Raw genomic sequence first — 20,756 nt, forward strand, 5'->3', positions numbered from 1 at the left:
ATCGCAACGAGGTGTTCTGCGGCGGTGATTACACCTATCCGGATCACCCCGTGGTGACCTGGGATGCGCAGCAGATCGGCAAGGCGATCTTCTACCACGACAGACAGCTGAACGAGCGCTTTCTGGGCGTGGTTACCTGAGCGCAGGCAGGGGCCTTGCCAAGGCTATCTGAATCGCTATGATGCGATGGAGCGTTCAACACGGATAACAAGAATGAGAGTACCCATTTTACGCGCAGGCTTGCTGCTTGCGAGCCTGCTGGTCACTGCAGCGGTGCAGGCGGCAGAGCGACCCAATATCCTGGTCATTTGGGGCGATGATATCGGTATCTGGAATCTCAGCCGGTACAGTCTGGGGCAGATGGGCTACCAGACGCCCAACATCGACCGTATCGCCAATGAAGGCATGCTCTTTACCGACTACTACGGGGAGCAGAGCTGCACAGCAGGGCGCTCAGCCTTCATCACCGGGCAGCACCCCGTCCGCACCGGGCTGACCAAGGTTGGCATACCGGGCGCCACCACGGGCCTGCAGCCCGAGGATCCCACCCTGGCCGCGCTTCTGAAACCCTACGGTTACGTGAGCGGCCAGTTTGGCAAGAACCACCTTGGTGATCGCGACGAATTCCTGCCCACCAATCATGGTTTTGACGAGTTCTATGGCAATCTCTATCACCTCAATGCGGAGGAAGTCCCGGAGGACGAGGACTATCCCAAACATCCGCAATTCCATCAGCGTTTCGGGCCCCGCGGCGTCATATACAGTCGGGCCGATGGCGGCATTGAAGACAGCGGCCCGCTGAACCGCAAGCGAATGGAAACCATCGACGAGGAATTCCTGTCGGCGTCACTCGATTTCATCGACAGGGCCCATGCCCAGGACAAGCCGTTCTTTGTCTGGTTCAACAGTACGCGCATGCACTACTACACCCATGTCAAGGAAGAGAACCTCGGTATCAGCGGCCAGGGTTTCTACAATGACGGCATGGTGGAACACGATCGCCACGTCGGTACCCTGCTGGCGAAACTGGATCAACTGGGTATTGCCGACAACACCATCGTTGTCTACTCGACCGATAACGGCCCGCACTACAACCAGTGGCCGGATGCGGCGATCACACCCTACCGCGGAGAAAAGAACACCAACTGGGAAGGTGGTTACAGAGTGCCAGCCATGGTGCGCTGGCCCGGGAAGATCGCGGCGGGCAGTATCAGCAACACCATCATGTCACATCTGGACTGGGTGCCCACGTTCATGTCGGTTGTGGGCAACGGCGCCATCAAGGAAGAGCTCAAGGAGGACAAGCGTGTTGGCGACAGGACTTTCAGGGTCCATCTCGATGGTTACGATTTTTTGCCCTACCTGACCGGGAAGACAGATGCCGGCCCACGTCGGGAATTCTTTTACTTCAGTGATGACGGCCTGCTGACCGGCACTCGTGTCGGCGACTGGAAACTGGTATATGCAGAGCAGCGCTCCAAACGCTTCGACGTCTGGCGCGACCCCTTTGTGCAGCTCAGGATACCCAAGGTATTCAATCTGCGCCGCGACCCCTTTGAACGCGCCGATACGGATTCCAACAGCTACAACGTCTGGTGGGACAGAAAGATCGGCTGGGCAGGCATGCTGGGGTCTGCGGCCGTCATGCAGTTTGTGGAATCGCTGCACCAATTCCCGCCTCGCCAGCGTCCGGCATCGTTCAGCGTCGACCAGATAATGGAAACCATCCAGGAAAAGTAATCGGCGAACACAGTGCCCGTCGCCATATTTCTCCAGCTCAATTGGATTATGCGCCGCCGTGCTTGCCGCCAGCCAGACGCGGGCGGTGCCGGCGCCGTAGCCGGCCGGACCTACCAGGCCACCGGCAACCTGACGGGTCCACGCAGAATGGCGCCCCGGGGCGCGGCGGCCTCCGGGTCCAGCAGCTGCAGGCCGGGCAGGCGCTCAAGAATCACGTCCAATGCCACCGCCAGCTGCCGCCGCGCCAGGTGCATGCCCGGGCACAGGCGCGGCCCGGGGCCGAAACTCAACAGTTTCCGGCTGCTGTCGCGGCGCATGTCGAACACGTCCGGTTGCTCGAATACGGCGGGATCGCGATTGGCCGCGGCAATCGCAAACAGGCAGAAGGTGGCAGCGGGAATACGGGTGCCGTGAAATTCCACGGGACGGTTGGCAGACAGGCGCGGCAGCACCGCTACCGGCGTCTCCCAGCGCAGCAGTTCCTCAATGGCGCCGGCGCGCAGACCTGGTTCTGCAAGCAGTGCCTGCCAGCGCTCCGGCTTTGCCAGCAGCGTGTAGACCAGATTGCCCAGTGCATCTGTCGTGGTCGACGCGCCAGCGCTGAACAACAGGCGGATGTGGGCAAGTATTTCCTCGTCAGTCAGTTGGCGGCCGTCGACCTCCGCGGCCACCAGGCCTGACAGGATATCGTCGCGGGGCTCGCGCCGGCGCTGCGCCAGGATGGGCAGCAGGTACCGGGTGATCTGCTCGGCACAATGGCGGGAGCGGGCGGGGTCGCGCGGAAACTCCAGAAACCCCACAGCCCAGTCGCGGAACACATCTTCCCGGTCGGTGGGAATCCCCAGCATGCGGCTGATGACCGCGAAGGCCACCCGGTGGGTGAAGGCGCTGGCGAAGTCGGTGCGGCGAACATTGCCAAGCCGATCGATGAGCTCGTGGGCAATCCGTGCCAGGCCCTCCTGTTCCATCGCTTGCACAGCCCGGGACTGGAAGGCAGGCGTGGCCAGGCGCCGATACAGGCGATGTTGCTCGTCTTCCATGGTCTGGAAGGTCACGCCCTGCACCGGTTCGATGGTGATCCGATAGGCATCCGCGGGCGGGAAGCGGTCGTTGTCGCGGAAGGCTTCGGCCAGCGCTTGATGACCGCTGATCAGTACGGCAGGTTGGCCGCCAAACAGGGCCTGGCCGACAGGGCCCTGCTCGCGAAACATGGCCAGGGTGCGGTGCAGTGCAGTGCCCGCAAAGTCTTCGGTGGCGAAATCGTGTGCTCCGGGGGTTGGCACCTGTGATTGTCTCCGCCTGGCAATGGATATGCCACGAGACTAGCAGAGTTTCGCTCTGGTGGGGCACCGAACGCTTGACCGGGCGCAGATTTGCTGGCCCCATGGTGCCTGCCCCCGACCGGCAAGGCACTCAGTGATTCCCCCCGGAGCTTTTCCCCATCGCCATGGACATCAAGGTTCTCACCTACAACATCCACAAGGGCTTTACCACGGGCAACCAGCGCTTCGTGCTGGGACGCATCCGCGAGTTGCTGGAAGAGGAGCACGCCGACGTGGTGTTCCTGCAGGAAATCCACGGTTCGACCCGCCGTTTCCGCAAGAAACTGGGCGACTTCCCCGATGTGCCGCATTTCGAATACCTCGCCGATCGCCTGTGGCCCCATTACGCCTACGGCAAGAACGCGATCTACCGCAAGGGCCACCACGGCAACGCCATTCTCAGCAAGTATCCGTTCCGCTTCTGGGAGAACATCGATATCTCCAACCACCGCCTCGCCAGCCGCAGTATCCTGCACGGTATTGTCGAACTCCCCGGAGGCCGGCCACTGCATCTGCTGTGCGTTCACATGGGCCTGTTCCAGGCCGAGCGCAGCCGCCAGCTGGATACCCTCGTCGCGCGCATCGAGAGCCATGTGCCCCACGATGAGCCGCTGTTGATCGCGGGCGATTTCAATGACTGGAAAGTGCGCGCCTCGCAGCATTTCGAGGACGATCTGGAAGTGCGGGAGCTGTTCACCGAGTTGACCGGCCGCCATGCCAGGACCTTCCCGGTGTGGCTGCCGGTTTTGCCGATGGACCGGATCTATGCCCGCGGGCTCAAGGCCCATTCCTGTGCCTGCCTCGCCGGTGGCCCCTGGCGGCAGCTGTCAGACCACGCCGCACTCAGCGGCGTGTACAGCATTGGTTCACACTGACAGCCGGTTGCCGGCCCACAGTCCCACCAGCAGCCCGATCACCACTACCGGGGCGGGCCAGAAGCCCATCCCCAGGGCTGCCACCGCCGGGCCCGGGCAGAAGCCGGTGATGCCCCAGCCGATGCCGAACAGGGCGCTGCCCAGCAGCAGGGGGCGGTCTATGGCGCGCTGTGGCGGGTCCTCGGCGGGGGCTGTGGCACGGCGCAGTGCCAGCTGCACACCCATCCAGGACACCAGGATGGCGCTCACCATCACCAGCGCCAGCGACGGGTCCCAGGCCCCGGCAATGTCGAGGAAACCGATGACCTTGGCGGGATTGACCATGCCTGACAGGAGCAGGCCGGCCCCGAACAGCAGCCCGGCAATGAGTGCCGCGAGTGTGGACTTCACAGGGGCAATCCCCAGGTTTCGCGCCAGATGTAGACGGTGGCAAACCCCGCCAGCATGAAGGTCAGGACCGCGGCGAGGGAGCGCTGGGAAAACCGGGCCAGGCCACAAACGCCGTGACCACTGGTGCAACCGTTGGCCATGCGGGTACCGAGCCCTACCAGGAAGCCCCCGGCCAGCAGGCGCAGGATGTCCATGTGTTCCGCGACGGGTACCGAAGGCCGGAACGGGCCGATGGCGGGCAGCAGCGGCAGCAACAGCAGCGGCGCCAGGACCAGGCCGGCGACGAACGCTACCCGCCAGCCCTGCAGCCCGCTGCGCTGCAGCAGGTTGCCGAGAATGCCGCTGATGCCGGCGATCTGGCCGTTGGCCAGCAGCAGGATAGTCGCGGCCAGGCCAATCAACAGGCCGCCGGCCAGGGAATGCCAGGGGGTGAAAACAGACCACGCAATGTCCATCAGGTCACCTCGTTTTCAGGGGGCGCACAGTATAGACAGATTTGTGGCGTATAAAAGAACTGGCGCGGAAGGTGGAGCGGGTGATGGGAATCGAACCCACGCTATCAGCTTGGGAAGCTGAAGTTCTGCCATTGAACTACACCCGCGTCAGAGCGTGATGGTAGCCGGAACCGCACGGGTTCACAATAACTGCTCGTCCTGCTGCTCTTCGACAATGCCGGCAGGATCCTGGTGGATCACCACATCCGCCGCGGGGATTGCGGCGATGATGGCGGCTTCCACTTCATCGGAGATGGTGTGGGAGCGAAACAGCGACATGGCGCCGTCGAGTTCCAGGTGCAGCTCGATGAAGTCGATCCGCCCGGAGCTGCGGGTGCGCAGGTCGTGGACGCCACGCACCTCGGGGTGTCCCTCGGCAATCGTCAGGATTTGCGCGCGCTGCGCGTCCGGCAGTTCCCGGTCCAGCAGTTCATTGAAGGCATCGCGCATGATGGCCCGCGCGGACCAGAGAATGTACAGCCCCGCGATAATGGCGAACAGCGGGTCCATGCCCGGCCAGCCGTACTGGGCCAGCAGCAAGGCGACAATAACTCCGGAGTTGGTCAGCAGGTCGGTGCGGTAGTGCAGGGCATCCGCGCGGATGGCGGCGGAGCCGGTGCGCCGGATCACGTAGCCCTGCAGCAGGAGCAGTGCGGCCGTGGCGGCGATGGTGAATACCATGACCGCCAGGCCCAGGCCATAGGCCTGCAATGGCGCCGGGTCGACCAGCCTTCTGGCGGCCTCAAACAGCAGGAACAGGCCCGAGCCGATGATGAACGTGCTCTGGGCCAGCGCGGCAATCGATTCCGCCTTGCCGTGGCCGAAGCGGTGCTGGCGATCAGCGGGCGCCAGGGCATAGCGCACTGCCACCAGATTGAGCAGGGAGGCGCCCGAGTCCATCAGCGAGTCCACCAGGGAGGCGAGGATGCTCATCGAAGATGTCTGCCAGTAGGCCACGCCCTTGGCGGCGATCAGGATCATGGCCACGGTGACCGAGGCATTGGTTGCCAGTTTCAGCAGGCGGGCGCCTTCGGCCGGAGAGAGCGGAGCAGTCATGGGATCGGGGAGGCCAGTGGCAGTGGATCAGGGCTGGAGGATAGAGCAGCAGACGGTTCTTGGCAAAGGCCGCTCCAGCCGGCGGTGGTTTGCGGGATCAGGCACCGAGGGCGGCAAACTGGGCTCGAGCCCACTGCAGCGCCTCGAGGTAGCAGGCCGTGATGCTGTCCAGGGAGAAGAATTCCTCCTGTGCCAGTTGCTCCCACTCGCCGTTTTCATAGCAGACAACCGTACGCAGCAGGCGCCCGTAGGGTCCCTCGTAATCAACCAGGGCGCGCACGATGTCCTGGTCCAGGGGCAGGTGGGCCAGGATCAGCTCCATCGACGTATCGAGGGCGCCGTCCAGCAGCGAAAACAGTCCGGTGGTAAACGCGGTGTCGCGGGTCTCCCGGGTCAGGTTGGGCATCAGCTGTTCGCACATGCGGGCGCGGACCAGCGCCAGGCGCAGCACCTCCGACGGCTTGTCGTCAGTGCCCGCCACCAGCTGCAGGTGGGCCCAGCGTTTGATGGTGGCTATGCCGAGATAGACGATGGCGTGGGCAATGGACTTCACTTCCACTGACAGGCCGTAGTAAGTCGAATTGACCGTGCGCAGCAGGCGGTAATGCAGGGCCAGGTCATTGCGGATAATCGCCTCCAGTTCCTCGGGAGTGACATCGGGATTCTGCAGTGCGCCGATCAGCCGCAGGGTATTGATCTTGCTGTCCGGCAGTCGGTGTGCCCTGACCACCCTGGGTTTGCAGAGAAAGAAGCCCTGGAAATAGTCGAATCCCAGCTGCTGGCAACGGTCGAACTCCTCGCGGGTTTCGACCTTCAGCGCGACCCGCTGCACTGGCCAGTCCCGCAGCTGCTCAAGCAGTCCGGGCAGTTCGTCCTCGCCAGTCTTGTGGATGTCGATCTTCACCAGCCGGGCCTGTTCGAGTAGCCGCTCGATACCAGGCTGCCAGCTGAAGTCATCCAGGACGATGGTGAAGCCCTGCAGGGACAGTATCTTCAGGGTCCGTGTCACTTCGTCGTCATTGCAGGTTGCGCAGGGCACCTCGATTCCGGTCTTGTCGCCAGCGAGCAGCAGCCCGGAATCATCCAGCAGGAATTCGCGGGACAGGTTGAGAAACGCCGGTCGGCTCTCCGCAATCTGCTCCAGGTCGAGGTCCATGATGGCATTCAGCAATACCCGGGCGCTGGCAACCTTGCCGGCCTCCCGGTCTCCCTCCAGGATGGCAGCGTTGTGCTCCGACTCGCGAAACAGCAGCTCATAGCCATAGACGTTGAGGTCGCGATCATAGATGGGCTGGCGGGCGAAGTGCACGATGGTCGGGCTGGCCCCGGCGCCCTGTGAACTGGCGTTATTATGGTCAGACATTGTCTTGCTCCCTGCGTCAACTACTGCTTGCGCCATCGACCCTGATGGCCTGCCTTTCGATTGTCCGTATAAGCTTTTCCAGCTGTGTCTGCTGCTGCGGTGTCAGTCCGGAAAAAGCCGCCCCGATGCGCATGAAGCGCCCCAGGGGCGGTGTTTTCAGGTCGCGCACCTTTACCGGCAGGTCCAGAGTAATGCCGCCGATCTCCAGGGCGCTGGCTACTTCCTCGCCTGCGCGCAACGATGCCGAGCGCTCGATCAGGGCGCCGAAGCCGCTGGCGGACAGGTCCAGCAGCCGTCCGCGTACCCGGTTGCCGTCGTCATCATAGAGGTCCAGACGGCTGCTCCGGTCCTTGCCTATCCGGACCCTGAACGCCTTGCGGCGCTGGTGGTGAATCAGCTGCCGGGGCCAGGACGTGCGCAGCGCGGGATAGCCCCGGTAATCCTCGATGCCGAGAATCTCGGTGTCGAAGCGCAGCTCGGCACCGTCCTTTACGGTCATCGCGGTAACGACCTGCCCGGGTTGATAGGCGCCGGCATGGAGATTACGCGGGGCGTCGAACAGCAATTGCCGACGGCGGAAACTGCCCGCCAGCAACATCGATGGCTCGGGTCCGCTGGCGCTTGCCGAGAGCAGGTGGACAAGCAGCTGGTGGCGCTGGATGCTACCGAGCAACGTGGCGATCTGTTCCTGGTCGGAGATGCCGGTGTCACTCACAGCGTGCGGCTCCCTGTACTGCTGCATTGATTATTATCGGTCGGCGACTGTGTCAGCCTTCGGCGAGCAGCCGCGAGGAGCCCGCGTGGGCGTGGCCGCCATCGGGGCCGTAGACCAGGGTCTCCGCGTGGGCGTTGTGCAGCACATCCAGTGCCCGCCGGACGTAATTGAGGCGCTGTTGGACCAGCAGGCCGTTGCTGCGGTTGTGGCGATCGCAGGCAACCATCAGTTGAATGACATCCTCGCAGGCGGCGCGCACGTCACCTTCTGCATCGCACCAGGACAGGGCCTGCTCCAGAGGGGTGGCACTGCCGCCGAACGGTAGGCCTGCGAGCAGCCGGGCCTCGCGGGTCTTCAGCTGCTCGAGTTCCACCAAAGCTGCGCCCTTGCCAGCGGCGGTGGCGTCCAGGACGGCGAGGTCGCCGCTGTCGAGAGCCTCCCGCTCCTGCTCCAGTAACCGGAGCAGGTGCGCGGCACGTTCTCCCTGGGCATGGAACAGTTCAAGGAGAGCTTTCGCGCACTGTGCTGAGCTTTGCAACATGGTCGTCTGGTCGTCGCTCAGTTGTCGAACTGCAGCAGGCGCTCGGCGACCTGGCGGCTGTCGATGGCATACTGCCCGTCCGCGAGAGCCTGACGTACCGCGGCGACCCGCTCCGGATCCACGGATTCAGCGCTGGCGGCCACGCGGGTCAGTTCCTGCAGCTGGCGGGCAGTGTCAGTGAGGTTGACCGAGTCGCCTCCCGCGGCGGTGGACGGCGCCGGGCCGTTGCCACTCGCCGGGGCACTGGCCGGTCGCGAGGGCAGGGGGCCTCCCGGTTTGCCCAGGCCATTGATGCTGTCTGACATCGGATTTTCTCCAATACTGGTGTTCTGACTGTAAGTTAGCGGCCAATGTGCTGCAAGCTTTAGGCCATGGGTCGCTCGTTAATGCACTTCGACACTGCCTGGTCCGCGGGCGACGCCTTCGACCACCTTGCCCGACGACAGATTTCTGACGCGCAGGCGCTCGCCGACCCGGGCATCGGCCAGGGCTTCCCCCGGTGCCTGCACCGCGATACCGGTGCCGCCGGCGGTCAGGGCAACCCGCTGGCCGCGTGCGATCACCGGGGGCTCTTCCACCAGCGCGTGGGTGAGCAGGGTGCCGCCGGCCGCCGAGCGTTTCAGGGTGTGGCCGGTGACGGCCGCGATGTCAGTGTAGTAGCCGTGTACCAGGCGCCCGGTGTCGACCAGTACCCGATCCAGGTCGTCCGCGGTGAGGGTACTGCCGCGCTCCAGCGAATGCCGCAGCGCCAGTACCTGGCGCAGGGTCTCGACCTTGACCGGCACGTACAGGCGCCAGCCGCCGGGGCACTGCACGCCGACGCTGGTGTTGCCGCTCAGGCGGTCACCGGCGACGGCGATGGCTTCCAGGGGCTGGCTGCAGCGCGCCAGGCGCAGGCGCGGGTCCAGACGACCGGCGGTAGCCGTGGTGCCGGCCGCGGCGTCGCCGAGGCGGTCGAGGACAAAGGTTTCCGCGGCTGCGCGGATATCGGCCAGCGGCTGCAGGGCCTGATCCGGATGCGCTCCCGGGCTTGCCAGCAGCAGGAGCAGCGCCAGCGCCCAGAGGTTGGCGCGCAGCGATACGGTGTGCGAAGTGGCCGCCATTGGTTTGTCGTTACTCCGGTTGATTGATTCCTGTGGCAAAGTGCATGCAAACATCGTGCCGCCGGGCGGGAGTTTGCCGCTGCGGCAATCCATTGCCGCCCGCCGGGGTCGCCACCCCGCGCAAATGCTGGCCCGGCCCTGTGGCACGAAGATTGCTTCATTGGTTGGTGGCAATATTGACAGGCAGCGGCAGGGCAGCATGAGTTTCAGTCTCGACAAGTATTTCGGTATCCACCAGCAGGCGCTGAGCCTGCGGTCACAGCGCAATACGGTGCTTGCCAACAATCTCGCCAATGCGGATACCCCCGGTTTCAAGGCCCGCGATTTCGATTTCCGGACAGTGCTGGCCCAGGCCGGCGGCCAGGCGCCGGCTGTCGATCAGGTGCGGGTCACGCACAGTCGCCACCTGGGCGGCTCCGCTGGTGGTACGGACCCGGGCGCGCTGTTGTACCGGGTGCCACTGCAGCCAGCGCAGGACGGCAATACCGTGGAGGCGGATCGCGAGCAGGCGGCCTTCGCCGAGAACTCGGTGCGCTACCAGGCCAGCCTGCAGTTTCTCAACAGTCGCATCCAGTCGATGATCAACGTGCTCAAGGGAGGTAACAGCTGATGGATCTGTTCAGGGTCTTTGATATCGCCGGATCGGGCATGGGGGCGCAGTCCGTGCGCCTCAATGCAACGGCCTCCAACCTTGCCAACATCAACTCCGTCAGCGGCGACCCGGCGCAGGTGTACCGCGCCCGCCATCCGGTATTTGAAACAGTCGTGGCCGGCCTGGGCGCAGACTCGTCCGCCGGCGTGAGAGTGCTGGGCGTGGTGGAGAGCACCGCGGACCCGGTGCCGGTCTACGAGCCCGGTCACCCGGAGGCGGACGAGGCGGGCTATATCTACCGCGGCAACGTCGACCTGGCGTCGGAGATGACCAACATGATCTCCGCGTCCCGGGCCTACCAGAACAATGTGGAAATCCTCAACACGTCCAAGGACCTGATGTTGCGGACCCTGAGCCTCGGGAGCTAGGCAGCATGAGTGAAATGTCCGCCATACAGAGTATCTTCGGCAGCCAGCCGCAAGCGCCGGCGCGCAACAACGACGAGCTGGGGCAACAGGATTTCCTGCGCCTGATGATTACCCAGCTGCAGAACCAGGACCCCTTCAAGCCGATGGAGAACGGTGAGTTCCTGGGGCAGATGGCCCAGTTCTCCACTGTGTCGGGAATCCAGCGGCTGGAAAATACCTTTACCAGTACCGCCGAGGCCCTGACCGGGAGCCAGGCCCTGCAGGCCGCTGCGCTGGTGGACCGGCAGGTGCTGGTGCCCTCGGAGCAGGCCGCCTTCGACGGCGAGAATGAATTGACCGGGGCGGTGGATATTCCCCAGGGGGCCAGCGCGGCGGCCGTCGCCGTAATGAACGCCCAGGGCCAGCTGGTGGCCCAGTTGCCGCTGGTCGGGGGCGCTGACGGGCGCGCGACCTTCCGCTGGGACGGGCTTGACAGTGACGGAAAAATGGCGCCGGCGGGGAACTACGAGCTGCAGGCGCGCTACCAGGTCGGGCGCGAGGTCGAGGCGGCGCAGCCGCTGGTCTGGGGCCGGGTCGAGAGTGTTGCACTGAATGGCCCCGGGGGGGCATTACCATCAATGTTGCGGGCCAGGGCACGATGTCACTCGGCCGGGCACTGGAAATTTCCTAGGGAGAATACTCGATGCCATTTCAGATTGCGCTTTCCGGCCTGAATGCAGCCAATTCCGATCTCAAGGTGACGGCGAATAATATCGCCAACGTCAATACCTCGGGGTTCAAGCGGTCACGGGCCAACTTTGCCGAGTTGTATGCCGCGGGCCTGCAGTCGGTGTCCTCCTCGGCTACGGGGCTGGGGGCGCGGCTGACGTCGGTGCAGCAGCAGTTTTCCCAGGGGACGATCGATTTTACCGGCAACAATCTGGATCTGGCGCTGGTCGGCGACGGCTTTTTTACCCTTAGCGACAACGGCGCCCTCAGCTATACCCGGTCGGGTGCCTTCAATGTGGATCGCGAGGGCTTCGTGGTGAATTCCGAGGGCCTGCGGCTGCAGGCCTTTCCCCCGACGAACAGCGGCTTCAACACCGCCGGGCTCACCGACCTGCAGCTGGTCACCGCCAACAATCCGCCCCTTGCCAGCACCTCGGTCAGCGCGGGCCTGAACCTGCCCGCTGACGCGGTGCCGCCCGCGGTCACGCCGCTGGACCCGGCCGATGGCGAGACCTTTAACCACACCACGTCGCTGTCGGTGATCGACTCCCTGGGTGCCAGCCACACCGCCAGCTACTTCTTCGTCAAGACCGCTACCCCCAACGAGTGGGAGGTGTCCCTGTACTTGGACGGGGCGCCGGTGGGGGGGGCGGTACCCCTGGCGTTCGATTCCCTGGGCAATCTGACTGTGCCGGCAACCGGTGAGATTGCATTTCCGCCGGTGCCCCTGCCCAACGGTGCCGACCCGCTGGAGCTGACCACCGATTTTTCCGCGGCAACCCAGTTCGGCGACCAGTTTGCCATTAACGAACTGACCCAGAACGGGTTCGAGAGTGGTCGTCTCACCGGGATCGACATCAGCCAGGAGGGGGTGGTGTTTGCCCGCTTTACCAATGGCCAGTCGACGCCGCTGGGCAAGCTGGCGATGGCCAACTTTGCCAATCCCCAGGGGCTGGGCAACGCCGGCAATACCAGCTTCGTGGAAACCTTTGCTTCCGGGCAGGCACTGCTGGGTGAAGCCGGGACCTCCAGTTTTGGCCTGGTCGAGTCCGGTGCGCTGGAGGCCTCCAATGTGGATCTGACGGCGGAGCTGGTGGGCATGATCACGGCCCAGCGCAACTTCCAGGCCAATGCCCAGATGATCTCCACCGCCGACACGGTCACCCAGACCATCATCAACATCCGCTGAGGCTGAGCTCATGGATCGCCTGCTGTACGTGAGCATGACCGGGGCCAACCGGGTCATGGAGGCCCAGGCCAGGAACGCGCAGAACCTGGCCAATGTCGGTACCACCGCCTTCAAGGCGACCATGGACAGCGCCGTGAGCCGGAAAATTGACGGTCCCGGACTGCCCAGTCGCTTCAATGTCCAGACCCGCGATACCACGACGGATCTGTCGTCGGGCGCTCTGGTGGCCACCGGTCGTAGCCTGGATGTCGCCCTGCAGGGCGATGGCTGGATGGTAGTGCAGGATGCGGAGGGGGCGCAGGCGCTGACCCGGCGCGGCGACCTGCAGGTGGATGCCAACGGCCTGCTGCGCACCGGCGCTGGCAATCTGGTACAGGGCGAGGGCGGCCCGATCGCGATTCCGCCCTACGCCCAGCTGACCCTGGGTGGCGACGGCACGGTTTCCATCGTGCCCCTGGGCCAGGGTCCGGAAGCACAGGCGGTACTGGATCGGGTCCTGCTGGTGCGGCCCGACGCGGAGACGCTGGAACGGGGCAGCGATGGCCTGTTTCGGGTCCGCGGCGGCGAGCTGCCGCCAGCGGATGCGGAGGTGCGCATGCTGTCGGGCCACCTCGAGGCGAGCAACGTCAACATGGCCCAGGCCATGGTGGAAATGATCGAGCTGGCGCGCCAGTTCGAGCTGCAGGTGCGGATGATGCGCATGGCCGGAGACAACGCGGATACGGCAGCGCAACTGATGCGCATGGGATAGCCCGCCACCTGAGCGGACCACACTACAGGAATAGCAGGTGCTGACATGAGAGCGTTATGGATCGCGAAAACCGGGCTGGACGCCCAGCAGACCCGCATGGCGACGGTCTCCAACAATCTGGCGAACGTCAATACCACCGGCTTCAAGCGCGGTCGCGCCGTGTTCGAGGACCTGGTGTACCAGAACGTGCGCCAGGCAGGTGGCCAGCAGTCCCAGAACACGGAGATGCCCTCGGGCCTGTACCTGGGCACCGGCGCCCGGGTGGTGGCCACCGAGAAGATGTTTACCCAGGGCTCCCTGGTGCACACGGAAAACGCCTTTGACGTCGCCATCCAGGGGCGCGGTTTCTTCCAGGTGCTGATGCCGGATGGTTCCCAGACCTACACCCGCGACGGCTCCTTCCAGATCGATTCCAACGGCCAGCTGGTGACCGCCTCCGGCTACCAGGTACAGCCCGCCATCAACGTGCCCAACAATGCCCGCAGCGTCACCATCGGCGTCGATGGTACGGTCAGCGTGCAGCTCCCCGGGCAGGCGGCGCCGGTGCAGATCGGCATTCTCCAGACCGCGGACTTCGTCAACCCGGGTGGCCTGGAGCCGCGCGGCGAGAACCTGTTCCTGGAAACCGGCGCCAGCGGCCCGGCGCTTACCGGTACCCCGGGAGTCAACGGCCTCGGCACCCTGATCCAGGGCATGGTGGAAGGCTCGAACGTGAATACGGTGGAGGAGCTGGTAAACATGATCGAGACCCAGCGCGCCTTCGAGCTGAACTCGCGTTCGATCCGCACCTCCGACGAAATGCTGCAATACGTGACCAACAATCTGTGAGGCGTGGCTGGATGAACTGCAATCCGCTGGCCGCCGGCAGCCGCTGTGCCGCGGCGGCACTGGTACTGTTGCTGGCCGCCTGCGCGGGGCCGGAGCCGATTCGCGACTGGAAAGCGACTCTGCCCCCGGAGCCTCCGGTGCCCGAGGCGGCGGAAGCCAATGGGGCCATTTATCAGGCGGCCACCGGCCTGTCCCTGTTCGAGGACGTCAAGGCGCGGCGGGTCGGCGACACCCTGGTGATCCGCCTGGCCGAGCGTACCAACGCTTCCACCAGCGCCAGTACCAGTACCAGCAAGAACGCCTCCGCGGAGATCGAGAACCCCACGCTGTTTGGCGAGGAGTTCACCCGGGGCGAGGGTTTCCCGCTTTTCCAGAGCGACCTCAGTGCTTCCAGGGACTTCGAGGGTGAGGGCGACAGTGCCCAGAGCAACCAGGTCGATGGCAATATCAGCGTAACCGTGTACCAGCGCCTGCCCAACGGCAACCTGATTGTGCGCGGCGAGAAATGGATCACGGTCAACCAGGGGCGGGAGTTCCTGCGGGTCGCGGGGATCGTGCGCCCGGCGGATATCGGCGCCGACAATTCCGTGCCCTCCTTCAAGCTGGCGGACGCCCAGATCGAGTATAGCGGCAAGGGGGCGCTGGCCGACGCCAACCGCCAGGGCTGGCTCAGCCGCTTCTTCCAGTCACCGATCTTTCCCTTTTGATGGTCGCCTGTATGCGCTTGTTCCGATGTTTACAGGGGTGTCTGCTGGTGCTGCTGTTAATGCCCACCCTGGCGGCGGCCCAGACCGAGCGGATCAAGGACCTGGCCCAGGTGGCCGGGGTGCGTTCCAACCAGCTGGTGGGCTATGGGCTGGTGGTGGGCCTGGACTCCTCTGGCGACCAGACCAGCCAGGTGCCATTCACCGTGCAGTCGCTGAACAACATGCTCAAGCAATTCGGCATTACCGTCCCCGACAACGTCAATCCGCAGCTCAACAACGTCGCCGCGGTCTCCGTGCACGCGGATCTGCCGCCGTTCCTGAAGCCGGGTACCCGCCTGGACGTGACCGTCAACTCCATCGGCAACGCCAAGAGCCTGCGCGGTGGCAGTCTGCTGATGACCCCGCTGAAGGGGGCGGACGGCAATGTCTACGCCATCGCCCAGGGCAACATGGTGGTGAGCGGCTTCGGTGTCTCGGGCCAGGATGGCTCCAGCATAACGGTCAATATCCCCAGCAGTGGCCGCATTCCCAACGGCGCCACGGTGGAGCGGGAAGTGCCCAGCGCCTTTCTGGAGACCGAGTACCTGATCTTCAACCTGCACACCCCCAACTTCACCACCGCCCACCGGGTGGCGGAGGTGATCAACCAGACCATGGGCGAGGCCACCGCGCGGCCGGTTGATGCTGTGTCCATTGAGGTGCGCACACCGATGGATCCTGGGCAGCGTATTGCCTATCTGTCAGAACTGGAGAACCTGGAGCTGGCGCCGGGATCCGCGCCCGCGCGGGTAATTGTCAACTCCCGCACCGGTACCGTGGTGATCGGCAGCAATGTGCAGGTGCTGCCGGCAGCGGTCGCCCACGGCTCCCTGTCGGTCACGATATCCGAGCGGCCGGAGGTGGTGCAGCCGGGTCCCTTCGCGGGCGGTGACACCGCCGTCGTGCCGCGCACGGACATCGAGGTGCGCGAGGAGGGAGGGCGGATGTTCCTGTTCGAGTCCGGGGTGTCCCTCAACGAGATCATCCAGGCCGTCAACCAGGTGGGCGCGGCCCCCGGGGATCTGGTGGCGATCATGGAGGCCCTCAAGGAAGCTGGCGCCCTGCGGGCGCAGCTGATTGTGATCTGACAGTGGCGTTGACCGTCAACAGCGGTTTCGCGGGCGATGCGGCCGGCTTTGGCGGGCTCAAGCTGGCCGCCCAGCGCGAGGATCCCGCCGCGGTGCGGGAGGCGGCGCAGCAGTTCGAGGCGCTGCTGGTGCAGACCATGCTCAAGGAGATGCGCGCGGCCACGGCCGACGACGGCCTGTTTGGCAGTAGCCAGATGGATACGTATTACGAGATGTTCGACCAGCAGATCGCCCTGGAGATGACCCGCAAGGGGGGCATGGGTCTGGCGGACATGCTGGTGCGGCAGCTGGGCGGCGACGAACAGGCCGCCGGCGGCAATACCTTGCCGGCGGGGGGCTTGCCGGCGGCGGGCATGCCGGTGCCGCCGCGACCGCCGACCTCGGCGCTGCCAGCTCCGGCGGCGCGAGCTGCAGCGGCGGCAGGCCCGGCAGAGCCAGCCGCAGCGATGGCCGCCGCGCGCACGCCGGCCTTCGCCAGCGCCGACGACTTCGTCGGCAGCCTGCTGCCGCTGGCGCGGGAGGCCGCGGATCACCTGGGGGTGCCGGCGGAGGCCATCCTCGCCCAGTCTGCGCTGGAGACCGGCTGGGGCCAGCACCTGCTGCCACACCCCGCCGGGGGCCCGGCCTGGAACCTGTTCGGAATCAAGGCCGGCCGCGACTGGACCGGCCCGGTGGCCAGCGCCGTGACCCTGGAGGTGCGCGACGGCGTGGCGGTGCGGGAAACCGCCCGCTTCCGGGCCTACGGCTCCCCGGCCGAGGCGATGGCGGACTACACCCGCTTCCTGTCGGGGCGGTCCCGCTACGCGGAGGTGCCGGGCGCGGGCGACTCCGCCAGCTTTGCCCGGGCCCTGCAGCAGGCCGGTTATGCCACGGATCCGGAGTATGCCGCCAAGATCGGACGGGTGGAGGCGACGGTGCGGCAACTGCTGCCGGCTCAAGAAAATGCCAGCCTGGCCGCTACAGGGCCTGATGGGCGTACCGGTTCCGCGGGATGAGTGTGAGCGGGCGCAAAATGCCGGCCACGAGCCGGCCCGAGGGATGCAATGGTTGATTTCCTGAACACGTCACTGTCCGGCCTGCAGGCTTCGCAGCGGGCGCTGGCGACAGTCTCGCACAACATCGCCAATGCGGCGACCGAAGGCTACAGCCGCCAGCGGGTGGATTTCGGCACCCGCCCGCCCGAGTTCTTTGGCGGCGGCTTCATGGGCACCGGTGTCCAGGTGGCCGATGTACGCCGCATCTACGACACTTTTCTCGCCGGGGAGGTGCGCAGTGGCACCGCCGGGGAGGCGCGTCTCAGCGTGTTTTCCGAGATGGCTGGGCGGGTCGGCGACCTGGTGGGCAGCGGCGGCGGTGGCCTGTCCGGGGGCCTGCAGGCCTTTTTCGATTCCCTGCAATCCCTGGCCAACGATCCGGCATCGATGCCGGTACGGCAGACCGTGGTGGGTGAAGCGGACGCGCTGGCGCGGCGCATCGGCGCCCTGGATACCCAGCTCGCCTCGCTGCAGAACGAGGTCAATGGCCGCGTGGACGCCTCGGTGGCCACCATCAATGGTCTGGCCCAGGCGATCGCCGACACCAACAACCAGATCGCGTCCGCCCCCGGTGCCGCCAACGGCGATTTCTCCAATGACCTGCTGGACCAGCGGGATCGCCTGCTGCAGCGGCTGTCTGCGGAAGTCGAGGTCAGCGTCGTGCCGGCGGCCATGGGCACGGTCAATGTCTTTATCGGCAACGGCCAGACCCTGGTGCTGGGCAAGGACGCGACCGCGCTGAGCAGCGGCGCCGGTGGCTTTGGTCCGCAGCTTCGGGAGGTGTCCGTTGGCGGCGCCGCGGTCACCGGGCAGCTGAGCGGCGGGACCCTGGGCGGGTTGCTGGACTTCCAGCGCGAGGTCCTGAACCCGGTGCGCAACGACCTCGGGCGCACGGCAGTGGCCCTGACCGAGTCGTTCAATGCCCAGCACCGGCAGGGCCTGGACCTTGCCGGCAACTTCGGCGCCGATTTCTTTGCCGTCGGTGGGCCGCAGGTGCTCGAGGCGAGCGGCAACAGCGGTGGCGCGACGGTCACCGCGAGTATTGAATCGGTCTCTGCGCTGACCGGCCAGGATTACCAGTTGCAGTTTGACGGCACCGATTACTCTCTGGTCAACACCGGCAGCGGCCAGCCGGTGGCCCTGTCCGGCACCGGCACTCCCGCGGACCCCCTGCGGGCCGATGGCCTGGCCATTGTCATTGCAGGCGCCCCCGCGGCCGGCGACCGCTTCGCCCTGTTGCCAACCCGGTCCGCCGCCGCCGATTTCCGCCGCCTGGTGGACGACCCGGCCCAGATCGCCGCGGCCTTTCCCATTCGCACCGGGGCCTCGCTGGCGAACACCAGCGATGCGCAAATTTCCTCCGGCGAGGTGCTGGACGCGGCCGATCCGGACCTGCTGACGCCGGTAACCATCAGTTTCCTGGACCCCAATACCTTCCAGGTCAACGGTGCCGGGGCTTTTGCCTTCACTGCGGGCGCGGACATCGACCTCAATGGCTATCGCCTGCAGATCAGCGGCAGCCCGGTGGCCGGGGACGAGTTCACGGTGTCGCCGAATAGCGGCGGCGTCGGCGACAACCGCAATGCCCAGGCCCTGCTCGGCTTGCGCGAAGCCGGCGTACTGGAGGGCGGGCAACGCTCGCTGCTGCAGCAGGCCGATACCATGCTGGCCAGTATCGGCAGTACCGCGGCGGCGGCGCAGACCGCGCTGCAGTCGCAATCGGCCCAGTTGCGCAGTACCGAGAGTGCGCTGCAATCCGTCAGCGGGGTCAATCTCGAGGAGGAGGCGGCCAACCTGATACGGTTCCAGCAGGCCTACGAGGCCAATGCCCGGGTCATTCAGGTCGCCAATACCACCTTCCAGTCATTGCTCGCAGCCTTCAGGTAAGCCGCCATGCGTATTTCCACCCAGATGCTGTATCAACAGGGCCTCAACGGGATGCTGGACCAGCAGGCCCGGGCGGCGAAAACATTCGAGCAGCTGGCTACCGGCCAGCGCGTCAACCGGGTCTCCGATGATCCGGCCGCGGCGGCACGTATCCAGGAACTGGAGCGGGCGGTATCGCAACAGTCCAGCTATGTCGACAACATCGGTCGGGCGCAGCAGCGGCTGGCGATCGAGGAGAATGCCCTGGACGCGGCGGGCACCGTGGTGCGCCGGGTGCGCGAGCTGGCGGTGCAGGCGTCCACGGACACCACCGGCGTCGAGGGACGCCGCCTGATCGCGGTGGAGTTGCGCCAACGGCTGGAAGAGCTCACGGCGATCGGCAACAGTCAGAGCGGCGAGGGCGAATTCATTTTTTCCGGCGCCCAGAGCAAGACCAAACCGTTTGTCAGCGACGCCGGCGCCATCGACTACGTGGGCGACAGCGTGCAGCGGGAACTGCTGATCGGCCCCGGCACCACCATCGCCGAGGGCGATACCGGCGATTCGGTGTTTATGCGCATTCGCAACGGCAATGGCGTGGTGGCCGCGGCTCCGGCGTCAGGCAACACCGGCAGTGGTGTGATTCGGCCCGAACCGGGCACGGATACCAGCGTCTACGACGGCTCCGCGTTCACGGTCAGCTTTACCGATCCCGGAACCTTCGAGATTCTCGACGCCGCCAGCAACGTGGTGGGCGGCGGTAGCTACGAGTCCGGCGATCGTATCGATTTCAACGGTGTGCGGCTGGTGATCAATGGTGCCCCCGAGGCCGGTGACAGTTTCAGCGTGGCACCCGCACGCTTCGAGAGCACCTTTGCCACTATCGCCCAGTTGGCCGATGCACTGGAGCAGTCACCCAGCGACGATGCAGCCCGTGCCGGCCAGCGCCAGGCAATAGACGACGCGCTGGCGCAGCTCGATCGCTCCGAGGGCCGCCTGCTGGAAGTGCGCGCCAGCGTGGGCGGGCGCCTGAACACGCTGGAGGATGTGCAGGCATCCCAGGAGTCGGTACAGTTTTCCCTGGAGAAGCTGGTCTCCGACGTCCGCGACCTGGACTTCGCCGAAGCTGTCAGCCGCCTGCAGCAGGAGCTGTTCACGCTGCAGGCCTCGCAGCAGGCCTTTACCCGCATCCAGGGCAACAGCCTGTTCAACTACATCTAAACCCAATCACTGTGATCGTACTGGCCGCAATGCCGGACCATCGATTCCGGCACCGGTGCCAAAAAACCTTGCCACATTCAAGGGGGCCTCTACCCTCTGGCAGCCACTGCCCCTGAAAATTCTCCGGTGCCAGAACCTCAAGGGGGCGCTCTTTCCCGTCGGAAGCCACGGCCCCTAACCATCATCTGGCGCCAGAATCTCCGCGGAGTTGCCGTTGAGGCGAATATCAAAGCACCCGCGGTGCAACTGGCGGTGATGGAATCGGCACAGGGTCACCAGGTTGTCCAGCCGTGTTTCCCCACCTTCGGCCCAGTGCCGGATATGATGGGCATCCACGTACTCGGATTCCTGGCAGCCGGGATACTGGCAGACCCCGTCCCGCTCGCGTAGCGCCCGGCGGATACGCTCCGGCACAATCCGCGATTTCCTGCCCACGTTCAGCACCTTGCCGGCGTCATCCTCCAGCACCGTCACCAGGGACGCATCACAACTCAGCCGCCGCGCGGTGGCCGGTGACAGCCACGGTTTATCCTCGAAGTGCGCCCGCCCGTGCGTACAACACACGCCCGAGCGCTGCTCGCGCAGGGTATTGACGTCTACATGCATCACCACCTGGCAGCGCTCCGCCCCCTTCAGGCCCCGCAGGCCCCGATAATCGGGGCCCGAGGCCAGAAAGTGCTCCATCACGGCCACCAGCGCATCGGCC

General features: G+C 65.4%; 23 protein-coding genes and 1 tRNA gene. 13 read left to right on the forward strand and 11 right to left on the reverse strand.

Going from position 1 to position 20,756, the window contains the following annotated elements; all coding sequences use genetic code 11:
* Window positions 1-213 precede the first annotated feature (213 nt).
* Window positions 214-1,740, forward strand: coding sequence for an arylsulfatase (locus RLO07_RS08395; protein WP_462291694.1), 1,527 nt, complete (start codon window positions 214-216; stop codon window positions 1,738-1,740).
* A gap of 110 nt (window positions 1,741-1,850) precedes the next feature.
* Here RLO07_RS08395 and RLO07_RS08400 read toward each other — a convergent pair whose 3' ends face one another.
* On the reverse strand, window positions 1,851-3,023 hold the full coding sequence (locus RLO07_RS08400) for a cytochrome P450 (protein ID WP_462291695.1): 1,173 nt from the start codon (window positions 3,021-3,023) through the stop codon (window positions 1,851-1,853).
* 164 nt (window positions 3,024-3,187) lie between these two features.
* Between RLO07_RS08400 and RLO07_RS08405 the strand changes: the two genes are divergently transcribed.
* The gene (locus RLO07_RS08405; RefSeq protein ID WP_462291696.1) at window positions 3,188-3,937 is read left to right on the forward strand and encodes an endonuclease/exonuclease/phosphatase family protein; all 750 of its coding nucleotides are present in this window, start codon (window positions 3,188-3,190) and stop codon (window positions 3,935-3,937) included.
* On the opposite strand, the gene RLO07_RS08410 is transcribed toward RLO07_RS08405, so the two are convergent.
* From RLO07_RS08410 to flgA, 9 genes are all read right to left on the reverse strand, one after another.
* Window positions 3,929-4,327: a DUF6691 family protein gene (locus tag RLO07_RS08410; protein ID WP_462291697.1), complete on the reverse strand. Its 399-nt coding sequence runs from the start codon at window positions 4,325-4,327 to the stop codon at window positions 3,929-3,931. The genes RLO07_RS08405 and RLO07_RS08410 overlap by 9 nt on opposite strands.
* Window positions 4,324-4,782: a YeeE/YedE family protein gene (locus RLO07_RS08415; protein WP_462291698.1), complete on the reverse strand. Its 459-nt coding sequence runs from the start codon at window positions 4,780-4,782 to the stop codon at window positions 4,324-4,326. The genes RLO07_RS08410 and RLO07_RS08415 overlap by 4 nt, the downstream gene beginning before the upstream one ends.
* A gap of 72 nt (window positions 4,783-4,854) precedes the next feature.
* A tRNA-Gly gene (locus RLO07_RS08420) sits at window positions 4,855-4,928 on the reverse strand.
* 34 nt (window positions 4,929-4,962) lie between these two features.
* Window positions 4,963-5,877 (reverse strand): cation diffusion facilitator family transporter, encoded by a 915-nt coding sequence (locus RLO07_RS08425; RefSeq protein ID WP_462291699.1) that lies wholly within the window; start codon window positions 5,875-5,877, stop codon window positions 4,963-4,965.
* Window positions 5,878-5,974: 97 nt separating this feature from the next.
* Complete coding sequence (locus tag RLO07_RS08430) at window positions 5,975-7,240, reverse strand: EAL and HDOD domain-containing protein (RefSeq protein ID WP_462291700.1); 1,266 nt, start codon at window positions 7,238-7,240, stop codon at window positions 5,975-5,977.
* A 16-nt stretch (window positions 7,241-7,256) separates the two neighbouring features.
* A complete protein-coding gene (locus tag RLO07_RS08435; RefSeq protein WP_462291701.1) occupies window positions 7,257-7,955 on the reverse strand; it encodes a flagellar brake protein in 699 nt (232 codons plus the stop codon).
* Window positions 7,956-8,007: 52 nt separating this feature from the next.
* Window positions 8,008-8,496, reverse strand: a complete 489-nt coding sequence (locus RLO07_RS08440; RefSeq protein WP_462291702.1) for a flagella synthesis protein FlgN — start codon at window positions 8,494-8,496, stop codon at window positions 8,008-8,010.
* A gap of 17 nt (window positions 8,497-8,513) precedes the next feature.
* On the reverse strand, window positions 8,514-8,801 hold the full coding sequence (flgM, locus tag RLO07_RS08445) for a flagellar biosynthesis anti-sigma factor FlgM (RefSeq protein WP_462291703.1): 288 nt from the start codon (window positions 8,799-8,801) through the stop codon (window positions 8,514-8,516).
* A gap of 78 nt (window positions 8,802-8,879) precedes the next feature.
* Entirely contained in the window at window positions 8,880-9,599 is a 720-nt protein-coding gene (gene flgA, locus RLO07_RS08450; protein ID WP_462291704.1) for a flagellar basal body P-ring formation chaperone FlgA, read from the reverse strand.
* Window positions 9,600-9,798: 199 nt separating this feature from the next.
* Here flgA and flgB point away from each other — a divergent pair, with 199 nt between their 5' ends.
* The 11 genes from flgB to flgL are packed head-to-tail and all read left to right on the forward strand — an operon-like array spanning window position 9,799 to window position 20,050.
* A complete protein-coding gene (flgB, locus tag RLO07_RS08455; protein ID WP_462291705.1) occupies window positions 9,799-10,209 on the forward strand; it encodes a flagellar basal body rod protein FlgB in 411 nt (136 codons plus the stop codon).
* Complete coding sequence (gene flgC, locus RLO07_RS08460; protein ID WP_462291706.1) at window positions 10,209-10,619, forward strand: flagellar basal body rod protein FlgC; 411 nt, start codon at window positions 10,209-10,211, stop codon at window positions 10,617-10,619. Before flgB ends, flgC begins: the two co-directional genes overlap by 1 nt.
* Before the next feature lie 5 nt (window positions 10,620-10,624).
* Window positions 10,625-11,332, forward strand: a complete 708-nt coding sequence (locus RLO07_RS08465) for a flagellar hook assembly protein FlgD (protein ID WP_462291707.1) — start codon at window positions 10,625-10,627, stop codon at window positions 11,330-11,332.
* Window positions 11,302-12,516, forward strand: coding sequence for a flagellar hook protein FlgE (gene flgE, locus RLO07_RS08470; RefSeq protein WP_462291708.1), 1,215 nt, complete (start codon window positions 11,302-11,304; stop codon window positions 12,514-12,516). Before RLO07_RS08465 ends, flgE begins: the two co-directional genes overlap by 31 nt.
* Before the next feature lie 10 nt (window positions 12,517-12,526).
* Window positions 12,527-13,267 carry a flagellar basal body rod protein FlgF gene (locus RLO07_RS08475; protein WP_462291709.1) on the forward strand — a complete coding sequence of 247 codons (741 nt, stop codon included), beginning with the start codon at window positions 12,527-12,529 and terminating at the stop codon, window positions 13,265-13,267.
* 45 nt (window positions 13,268-13,312) lie between these two features.
* The gene (flgG, locus tag RLO07_RS08480) at window positions 13,313-14,095 is read left to right on the forward strand and encodes a flagellar basal-body rod protein FlgG (RefSeq protein ID WP_462291710.1); all 783 of its coding nucleotides are present in this window, start codon (window positions 13,313-13,315) and stop codon (window positions 14,093-14,095) included.
* 11 nt (window positions 14,096-14,106) lie between these two features.
* On the forward strand, window positions 14,107-14,802 hold the full coding sequence (gene flgH, locus RLO07_RS08485) for a flagellar basal body L-ring protein FlgH (RefSeq protein ID WP_462291711.1): 696 nt from the start codon (window positions 14,107-14,109) through the stop codon (window positions 14,800-14,802).
* On the forward strand, window positions 14,802-15,929 hold the full coding sequence (locus RLO07_RS08490) for a flagellar basal body P-ring protein FlgI (protein ID WP_462291712.1): 1,128 nt from the start codon (window positions 14,802-14,804) through the stop codon (window positions 15,927-15,929). Before flgH ends, RLO07_RS08490 begins: the two co-directional genes overlap by 1 nt.
* A gap of 2 nt (window positions 15,930-15,931) precedes the next feature.
* Window positions 15,932-16,924 carry a flagellar assembly peptidoglycan hydrolase FlgJ gene (flgJ, locus tag RLO07_RS08495; RefSeq protein WP_462291713.1) on the forward strand — a complete coding sequence of 331 codons (993 nt, stop codon included), beginning with the start codon at window positions 15,932-15,934 and terminating at the stop codon, window positions 16,922-16,924.
* A gap of 48 nt (window positions 16,925-16,972) precedes the next feature.
* Entirely contained in the window at window positions 16,973-18,850 is a 1,878-nt protein-coding gene (gene flgK / locus RLO07_RS08500; protein WP_462291714.1) for a flagellar hook-associated protein FlgK, read from the forward strand.
* A gap of 6 nt (window positions 18,851-18,856) precedes the next feature.
* On the forward strand, window positions 18,857-20,050 hold the full coding sequence (flgL, locus tag RLO07_RS08505) for a flagellar hook-associated protein FlgL (RefSeq protein WP_462291715.1): 1,194 nt from the start codon (window positions 18,857-18,859) through the stop codon (window positions 20,048-20,050).
* A gap of 174 nt (window positions 20,051-20,224) precedes the next feature.
* On the opposite strand, the gene RLO07_RS08510 is transcribed toward flgL, so the two are convergent.
* On the reverse strand, window positions 20,225-20,756 hold a 532-nt coding region (locus RLO07_RS08510; protein ID WP_462291716.1), incomplete at its 5' end, for an HNH endonuclease signature motif containing protein.

The sequence above is a fragment of the Haliea sp. genome (assembly GCF_040221975.1).
Lineage (GTDB): Bacteria > Pseudomonadota > Gammaproteobacteria > Pseudomonadales > Halieaceae > Haliea.